Here is a 2885-nt window from a genome sequence, read left to right on the forward strand (position 1 = left end):
TATGCCGCGTTTTTTGACCTCGCCTGACCAAAAAATATTTCCTTAAACTATAGAACTTTATTTTTGCATCGTTCCTTTAAAAAAATGTCAAAAATTATTTCAATTTTAATTCATAACACCCCCATTTATAAAGGTCAGAGCCATCTTTTTGAGTAACATAAGCCTCATCACCTTCCACAAAACTTACGGTTTTGGTGGTAGCAGGTAGTTTGTCAAATACCAACACAAAATGAATCATTTCGCCATAATATACGTGTTGCCGGGTTTCATCATTTTGAATAAAGAAAGACTTCACTAGTTTGTTTACCTTCTTGGTTTGAGTATCTATCATAGTAAACCCATCCTTCTTACCTGGGGCTGGTGTGGCAAGTCCGGCGCCAGTAGGCAAAATAATATTGCGGTAATGGCAGTACACAATCGTATGTTTATTAGTTAATTGTATCTTTTCGACATACAGCCCTCTACCTCGTCCATCACATTGCTTTTTCAAAGTATATTCTTTTGCTACCTTTTGCTCTTTCATAAAGGCGTAAAAGTCTTTAGCTGTTTCCACTTTACCATTAGTATATTGAATACTACGGACGTTTTTGCCCCATATATAGGTGGTTTTGCCATTACGTACGCCGTTTTTTACCTGTATTTTGGCATGTACCCTATTTTTTTTCTTTTTTGGAAAATACACCGAAAAAATAACTTCTCCAGTAAAAGGTTTGCCATCTTTAGTAAACTTTTCGCTTTTCACTTTATCGTGGTCGTACTCAATAGTAGCCTTTACCCCATTGTCATACAACTTATGCCAAGTGCCTACTTTTTGATTCATCTTATAACGGCCTTTTTCTACTACTTTTACAGTAGGTTTTCGGTTTTTATTAACAAAACTGCCGTCGTAATAAGCTGCCATTAATTGCCCACCCTGCCAAGTTTCTTGACGCTCTGCCTCTAGAATGTTGAGTAGCCCATAATATGTTACCTTGGTGCGCTTTTGATTCCCGTTTTTGCTCAGGGTTTCTATCTTTGAGATAGGTTTTTTGCTTTCAGGGTCAAAATAAGTAGTTGCTTTTATTTGACCATTGTCATATACATCTTCTGTTTCAATACTGCCAAACACATAATTAACAACTTTGCCGTGTTTTACTCCTTTTTTGTAATGAGCATTCATTACAAACTCTCCGTCTTCTGTCCATTCCTGGCATTGCTGATGGTACCGTCCCGCAAAGAAAGAAGCTTGGAGGTAGGGCTTTTTATTTTCTTTAAAAAATAGTTTGACTGTTCCATGCAAAGGTTTGCCCATAACTTTACCTTCGCTTGTCTGGATCTCGTTGTTGCTTAAGCCAACGTAAGTTTGCCCTGCTACTGGTTTTACCCCATCGCATCCTTGACAAACTTCCACTGTTCCATAATATTTATCATTTGCAATCTCTACTTTTTTAGAGCTATATTGCCCTATACTTTCTGATATAGCAATTATAAACAATGCAAAAACAAGCAGACCTGAATAGATTCTTTTCATAAAATGATGTTTTTCAAATAACACAAATAAACAGAGCTAAAAACAATGCATAGTTCGTTTTGGCATACAAAACCTTGTTCTTGCCCCTTTTAGACATACCTCTTCCCTTATTCCAAACATTAGGGTTTCAATAAGTTATAGTGAAATGTTGAAAAAAGAGAGAAGTTAATTGCCTATTGATAACGTCAAGTTAATGCAAATTTTATAATTTTTTAAACATATTCATCAACTTTTTCGTTTCAGGCAGTTTTTTGTTTGCAGAAATTGCTCTTCTAAAAAATATTATGAGGGTTTATGTACTGAAGGTTTGCTTTGTTATACCCCAAAAGGTATTTTTGCTCAAAGCAGTACAGGTATTCTTGCAATACTTCATGCCTGCATCAGAGTTATACTAAGATTAAAGTGATTTTAGGATTTACAGTAAGTAGCAGCAAGTCCTTAGATACCGATGAATATCGGTGCAATTAGCTATAAGCTACAAGTAAAGATAACTGTCTCATAATTTGATAGTTATACTTTCATGTTAGGTGTATTTAATTTTGTCTTGGTACATATTAGCTGAAGCAGAGCTCAGCACAGCAAAGCTGTAGATTAATGTTGGTATTCAGACAATTAGTCAAAATCCATCCTCAAAACCATTTTTGTTTAAGTATAAATACTCTCAAAACTCACAACTACATTATTGTAACAAACTATTAAACAATGAAGAATATATTAACCAACCTAATGGTAGTATTTGTGCTTAGTTTTATGTTTGCCTGTGGAGGTGGAAAAAGCACAGAAGAAATTCAGACAGACACTAAAAAATCAGGCAACAGTGCTGAGCTGACAGAACATTTGAAAAAAGAGCATGATATTATGATGAAAGAGCATGCTTTTATGGAAAAAGAGCACGCCTCTTTAGAAAAAGAGTTTGCCGATATGGACAAAAAGTATGAAGCTGCTCACAACGGTAAACGTGAAAAAGACTACGAAAGCGATGCTAAGGATCACAAAAAACTATTAGACGATCACGCCAAACTTATCCAGGAACATGCTACCTTGATCAAGCAGCATGAAGATGTAACAGCCAAACATGGCAACAAACAAATGACAGATGTCGAGTTTCATAAAGCCCATCATGCATTGCGTGTAAAGCATCATAAAATGAAAGAAAAACACTTGGCAATGAAAGGTTTGCATGACGCTTTTGTTATTGCCTTTGATGAGGTAATGGGAAAGTTTAAATAAGTTACAAGTAGACTTACATCGTTTGCTAATAACAATAGTCCATAGCATTTAGTCCGTAGTCCATAGCTGATTCGAGTAAATGTTTACCTTATTAAACCCTGTAAAGTCGAGTAGGTAAGGGGATTTTCACCCCGAACCTCTCACA

2 protein-coding genes are annotated in these 2885 nt (G+C 35.7%); one reads left to right on the forward strand and one right to left on the reverse strand.

The features are described from left to right. Window positions 1-94: 94 nt before the first annotated feature. Window positions 95-1510, reverse strand: coding sequence for a hypothetical protein (locus tag Q0954_RS33520; protein ID WP_299466304.1), 1416 nt, complete (start codon window positions 1508-1510; stop codon window positions 95-97). Window positions 1511-2212: 702 nt separating this feature from the next. Between Q0954_RS33520 and Q0954_RS33525 the strand changes: the two genes are divergently transcribed. Then, window positions 2213-2740, forward strand: coding sequence for a hypothetical protein (locus Q0954_RS33525; RefSeq protein WP_299466307.1), 528 nt, complete (start codon window positions 2213-2215; stop codon window positions 2738-2740). Window positions 2741-2885: the final 145 nt, after the last annotated feature.

The organism is uncultured Microscilla sp. (assembly GCF_947493425.1).
In the GTDB taxonomy this organism is placed as follows: domain Bacteria; phylum Bacteroidota; class Bacteroidia; order Cytophagales; family Microscillaceae; genus Microscilla.

Excerpts from the sequence above, each read along its gene's own strand:
- Q0954_RS33520 (WP_299466304.1), bottom strand. The coding sequence starts at position 1,510 with ATGAAAAGAATCTATTCAGGTCTGCTTGTTTTTGCATTGTTTATAATT.
- Q0954_RS33525 (WP_299466307.1), top strand. The coding sequence starts at position 2,213 with ATGAAGAATATATTAACCAACCTAATGGTAGTATTTGTGCTTAGTTTT.